Annotated in this window: 3 rRNA genes; all 3 read left to right on the top strand. The window is 55.5% G+C overall.

The window, feature by feature from the left end:
* Positions 1-193 precede the first annotated feature (193 nt).
* The 3 genes from WBN73_RS21280 (at position 194) to rrf (ending at position 5,673) form a co-directional block, all read left to right on the top strand.
* Positions 194-1,713, top strand: a 16S ribosomal RNA gene (locus WBN73_RS21280).
* Positions 1,714-2,253: 540 nt separating this feature from the next.
* Positions 2,254-5,411 (top strand): 23S ribosomal RNA (locus WBN73_RS21275).
* A 145-nt stretch (positions 5,412-5,556) separates the two neighbouring features.
* A 5S ribosomal RNA gene (gene rrf / locus WBN73_RS21270) occupies positions 5,557-5,673 on the top strand.
* Together the 16S, 23S and 5S rRNA genes form the textbook arrangement of a ribosomal RNA operon.
* Positions 5,674-5,728: the final 55 nt, after the last annotated feature.

Genomic DNA, 5,728 nt, shown 5'->3' with positions numbered 1-5,728 from the left:
CTGTTGTTTGAGAACTCAATAGTGTGCCAAGTTTGTTGATACCGATTGTTTTATTGATTGGTTGAAATTATGGCTGGATCATTGCGCACCCCCGTGTGTGGTGGTCTGGTTTTCAGCTGGTTTCGAATTTTGTGCAGCCGTGCCGGCCGTTATTTCCGGTGGGTGTGGTTGTGTCTGTTTGATTTGTTTTACTTCAACGGAGAGTTTGATCCTGGCTCAGGATGAACGCTGGCGGCGTGCTTAACACATGCAAGTCGAACGATGATCCCAGCTTGCTGGGGGATTAGTGGCGAACGGGTGAGTAACACGTGAGTAACCTGCCCTTGACTCTGGGATAAGCCTGGGAAACTGGGTCTAATACCGGATATGACCGTCTGACGCATGTCAGGTGGTGGAAAGCTTTTGTGGTTTTGGATGGACTCGCGGCCTATCAGCTTGTTGGTGGGGTAATGGCCTACCAAGGCGACGACGGGTAGCCGGCCTGAGAGGGTGACCGGCCACACTGGGACTGAGACACGGCCCAGACTCCTACGGGAGGCAGCAGTGGGGAATATTGCACAATGGGCGCAAGCCTGATGCAGCGACGCCGCGTGAGGGATGACGGCCTTCGGGTTGTAAACCTCTTTCAGTAGGGAAGAAGCGAAAGTGACGGTACCTGCAGAAGAAGCGCCGGCTAACTACGTGCCAGCAGCCGCGGTAATACGTAGGGCGCAAGCGTTATCCGGAATTATTGGGCGTAAAGAGCTCGTAGGCGGTTTGTCGCGTCTGCTGTGAAAGACCGGGGCTCAACTCCGGTTCTGCAGTGGGTACGGGCAGACTAGAGTGCAGTAGGGGAGACTGGAATTCCTGGTGTAGCGGTGAAATGCGCAGATATCAGGAGGAACACCGATGGCGAAGGCAGGTCTCTGGGCTGTAACTGACGCTGAGGAGCGAAAGCATGGGGAGCGAACAGGATTAGATACCCTGGTAGTCCATGCCGTAAACGTTGGGCACTAGGTGTGGGGGACATTCCACGTTTTCCGCGCCGTAGCTAACGCATTAAGTGCCCCGCCTGGGGAGTACGGCCGCAAGGCTAAAACTCAAAGGAATTGACGGGGGCCCGCACAAGCGGCGGAGCATGCGGATTAATTCGATGCAACGCGAAGAACCTTACCAAGGCTTGACATGAACCGGTAATACCTGGAAACAGGTGCCCCGCTTGCGGTCGGTTTACAGGTGGTGCATGGTTGTCGTCAGCTCGTGTCGTGAGATGTTGGGTTAAGTCCCGCAACGAGCGCAACCCTCGTTCTATGTTGCCAGCGCGTTATGGCGGGGACTCATAGGAGACTGCCGGGGTCAACTCGGAGGAAGGTGGGGACGACGTCAAATCATCATGCCCCTTATGTCTTGGGCTTCACGCATGCTACAATGGCCGGTACAAAGGGTTGCGATACTGTGAGGTGGAGCTAATCCCAAAAAGCCGGTCTCAGTTCGGATTGGGGTCTGCAACTCGACCCCATGAAGTCGGAGTCGCTAGTAATCGCAGATCAGCAACGCTGCGGTGAATACGTTCCCGGGCCTTGTACACACCGCCCGTCAAGTCACGAAAGTTGGTAACACCCGAAGCCGGTGGCCTAACCCTTGTGGGGGGAGCCGTCGAAGGTGGGACCGGCGATTGGGACTAAGTCGTAACAAGGTAGCCGTACCGGAAGGTGCGGCTGGATCACCTCCTTTCTAAGGAGCTGCTAGCAGCTGTTCCGTGTTCTGTGTATGCAGTTCGTGGTGGTTGTCAGTGTTGCCCATTGCGCAGGCGTCTGTTCTGCGGTGGGTGCTCATGGGTGGAATATCAACGAATCAAACTTGTTTGGCATGGCCTTTACCGGTTGTGTCCTGGTGCCAGTACGGCAGCATGTGTCTCTGCTTTTTGTGGGGGTGGGTGTTGTTGGGAACGCTGCCGGGGTGCATGGTTTGTGGGGGTTGTGTTTGGCGCACTGTTGGGTCCTGAGGCAACAGGACCTTTTTGCAGCAATGCAGAGGGCATCGTTCTGGTGTTTCTTTTGTTCCTGCTTCCGGTTCTGCCGCGTGTCCCTGTGTGGGGTGGTGGTGGTCTGGTTGATGGGGTTGTTGTTTGAGAACTACATAGTGGACGCGAGCATCTGAGACATGCATGGCTGGCCTTTCGGGGTTGGTGTGTGTGTTTCTACAGCAATTTCTTATGAATGAACCTGGCCCTTGTGGTCGTGGTTCTCTCGAGTAAGTTTTTGATCTTTGTGTGGTCAAGTTTTTAAGGGCACACGGTGGATGCCTTGGCATTAGGAGCCGAAGAAGGACGTAGGAATCTGCGATAAGCCTGGGGGAGTTGATAACCGAGCGTTGATCCCAGGATGTCCGAATGGGGAAACCCCGCACAACGCTGCAAGGTGATTGTGTGACCCGCATCTGAACACATAGGGTGCGTGGGGGGAACGCGGGGAAGTGAAACATCTCAGTACCCGCAGGAAGAGAAAACAATAGTGATTCCGTTAGTAGTGGCGAGCGAACGCGGATCAGGCTAAACCGTTCCATGTGTGATAGCCGGCGGGCGTTGCATGGGCGGGGTTGTGGGACTTTCCGTGATGGTTCTGCCGGACCGTTGGGGTGATGTGCAGGCATAGGTGAACGGTCTTGAAAGGCCGGCCAGAGAGGGTGGGAGCCCCGTAACCGTAATGTTGTGTGCAGCCTGGAGAGTATCCCAAGTAGCACGGGGCCCGAGAAATCCCGTGCGAATCTGTCAGGACCACCTGATAAGCCTAAATACTTCCTAATGACCGATAGCGGACCAGTACCGTGAGGGAAAGGTGAAAAGTACCCCGGGAGGGGAGTGAAACAGTACCTGAAACCGTGTGCTTACAATCCGTCGGAGCAACCGCGAGTGATCGCATAGTAGTTGTGACGGCGTGCCTTTTGAAGAATGAGCCTGCGAGTTAGTGTTACGTCGCGAGGTTAACCCGTGTGGGGTAGCCGTAGCGAAAGCGAGTCTGAACAGGGCGAGTGTAGTGGCGTGATCTAGACCCGAAGCGGAGTGATCTACCCATGGCCAGGTTGAAGCGACGGTAAGACGTCGTGGAGGACCGAACCCACTTCAGTTGAAAATGGAGGGGATGAGCTGTGGGTAGGGGTGAAAGGCCAATCAAACTCCGTGATAGCTGGTTCTCCCCGAAATGCATTTAGGTGCAGCGTTGCGTGTTTCTTGCCGGAGGTAGAGCTACTGGATGGCCGATGGGCCCTACAAGGTTACTGACGTCAGCCAAACTCCGAATGCCGGTAAGTGAGAGCGCAGCAGTGAGACTGTGGGGGATAAGCTTCATAGTCGAGAGGGAAACAGCCCAGACCACCAACTAAGGCCCCTAAGCGTGTGCTAAGTGGGAAAGGATGTGGAGTTGCGAAGACAACCAGGAGGTTGGCTTAGAAGCAGCCATCCTTGAAAGAGTGCGTAATAGCTCACTGGTCAAGTGATTCCGCGCCGACAATGTAGCGGGGCTCAAGTACACCGCCGAAGTTGTGGATTTCACACATTGCCCTAGCCTTCGTGGTTCAGGGGTGTGGAGTGGTAGGGGAGCGTCGTGTGGGCAGTGAAGTCGCGGTGGAAACCAGCGGTGGAGCCTACACGAGTGAGAATGCAGGCATGAGTAGCGAAAGACGGGTGAGAAACCCGTCCGCCGAATGATCAAGGGTTCCAGGGTCAAGCTAATCTGCCCTGGGTAAGTCGGGACCTAAGGCGAGGCCGACAGGCGTAGTCGATGGACAACGGGTTGATATTCCCGTACCGGCGAAAAACCGCCCATGCCAAGCGGGGGATACTAACCGCCCGGAGCCTGCCCGCTCACCCTTGTGGTGTTGTGGGTTTTGGCCGAGCGCGGGACCTGATCCCGGGAGGTAAGCGTATTAACAGGTGTGACGCAGGAAGGTAGCCGGGCCGGGCGATGGTTGCCCCGGTCTAAGGATGTAGGGTCAGGGATAGGCAAATCCGTTCCTGTGTGCTTCGAGCACGTTCCTGAGATCTGATGGGACTCCCGTATGGGGGGATCCGGTGATCCTATGCTGCCTAGAAAAGCATCGACGCGAGGTTTTAGCCGCCCGTACCCCAAACCGACACAGGTGATCAGGTAGAGAATACCAAGGCGATCGAGAGAATTATGGTTAAGGAACTCGGCAAAATGCCCCCGTAACTTCGGGAGAAGGGGGGCCTGCCCCGTGATGGAGACTTGCTCTCCGTGAGCGGGTGTGGGCCGCAGAGACCAGGGGGAAGCGACTGTTTACTAAAAACACAGGTCCGTGCGAAGTCGCAAGACGATGTATACGGACTGACTCCTGCCCGGTGCTGGAAGGTTAAGAGGACCGGTTAGCCACCTTGTGTGGCGAAGCTGAGAATTTAAGCCCCAGTAAACGGCGGTGGTAACTATAACCATCCTAAGGTAGCGAAATTCCTTGTCGGGTAAGTTCCGACCTGCACGAATGGAGTAACGACTTCCCCGCTGTCTCAACCATAAACTCGGCGAAATTGCAGTACGAGTAAAGATGCTCGTTACGCGCAGCAGGACGGAAAGACCCCGAGACCTTTACTATAGTTTGGTATTGGTGTTCGGAGTGGCTTGTGTAGGATAGGTGGGAGACGTTGAAACCCGGACGCCAGTTCGGGTGGAGTCATCGTTGAAATACCACTCTGGTCACTTTGGACATCTAACTTCGGCCCGTGATCCGGGTCAGGGACAGTGCCTGATGGGTAGTTTAACTGGGGCGGTTGCCTCCTAAAAAGTAACGGAGGCGCCCAAAGGTTCCCTCAGCCTGGTTGGCAATCAGGTGTCGAGTGTAAGTGCACAAGGGAGCTTGACTGTGAGAGAGACATCTCAAGCAGGGACGAAAGTCGGGACTAGTGATCCGGCGGTACATTGTGGAATGGCCGTCGCTCAACGGATAAAAGGTACCTCGGGGATAACAGGCTGATCTTGCCCAAGAGTCCATATCGACGGCATGGTTTGGCACCTCGATGTCGGCTCGTCGCATCCTGGGGCTGGAGTAGGTCCCAAGGGTTGGGCTGTTCGCCCATTAAAGCGGTACGCGAGCTGGGTTTAGAACGTCGTGAGACAGTTCGGTCCCTATCCGCTGCGCGCGCAGGAAATTTGAGAAGGGCTGTCCTTAGTACGAGAGGACCGGGACGGACGAACCTCTGGTGTGTCAGTTGTACTGCCAAGTGCATCGCTGATTAGCTACGTTCGGATGGGATAACCGCTGAAAGCATCTAAGCGGGAAGCTCGCTTCAAGATGAGATTTCCATACACATTTATGTGTGAGAGGCCCCCAGCCAGACCACTGGGTTGATAGGCCGGATGTGGAAGCGAGGACTAAAGACTCGTGAAGCTGACCGGTACTAATAGGCCAACAACTTACACCACACAACACACTGCACGCGTCCACTATGTGGTTCCCGAACAACAACACCGTTCCAGGAACCAACAACTAAATAACAACACCACAGTTGTAACCACAAGTCTTCCCACCCACCCCCACCAAAAAGGGGGCCGGGACGGGTAACAGAGTTACGGCGGTCATAGCGTGGGGGAAACGCCCGGTCCCATTCCGAACCCGGAAGCTAAGACCCACAGCGCCGATGGTACTGCACCCGGGAGGGTGTGGGAGAGTAGGACACCGCCGGACAACCATTAAGGCAAGAGCCCCGACCACAGGTCGGGGCTCTTCCCCTTTAACCACC

The organism is Paenarthrobacter sp. CCNWLY172 (assembly GCF_037402035.1).
Taxonomy (GTDB): Bacteria; Actinomycetota; Actinomycetes; order Actinomycetales; family Micrococcaceae; genus Arthrobacter.
Note: the sequence above shows the minus strand (reverse complement) of the source record. Positions and strands in the feature narration are given on the sequence as shown.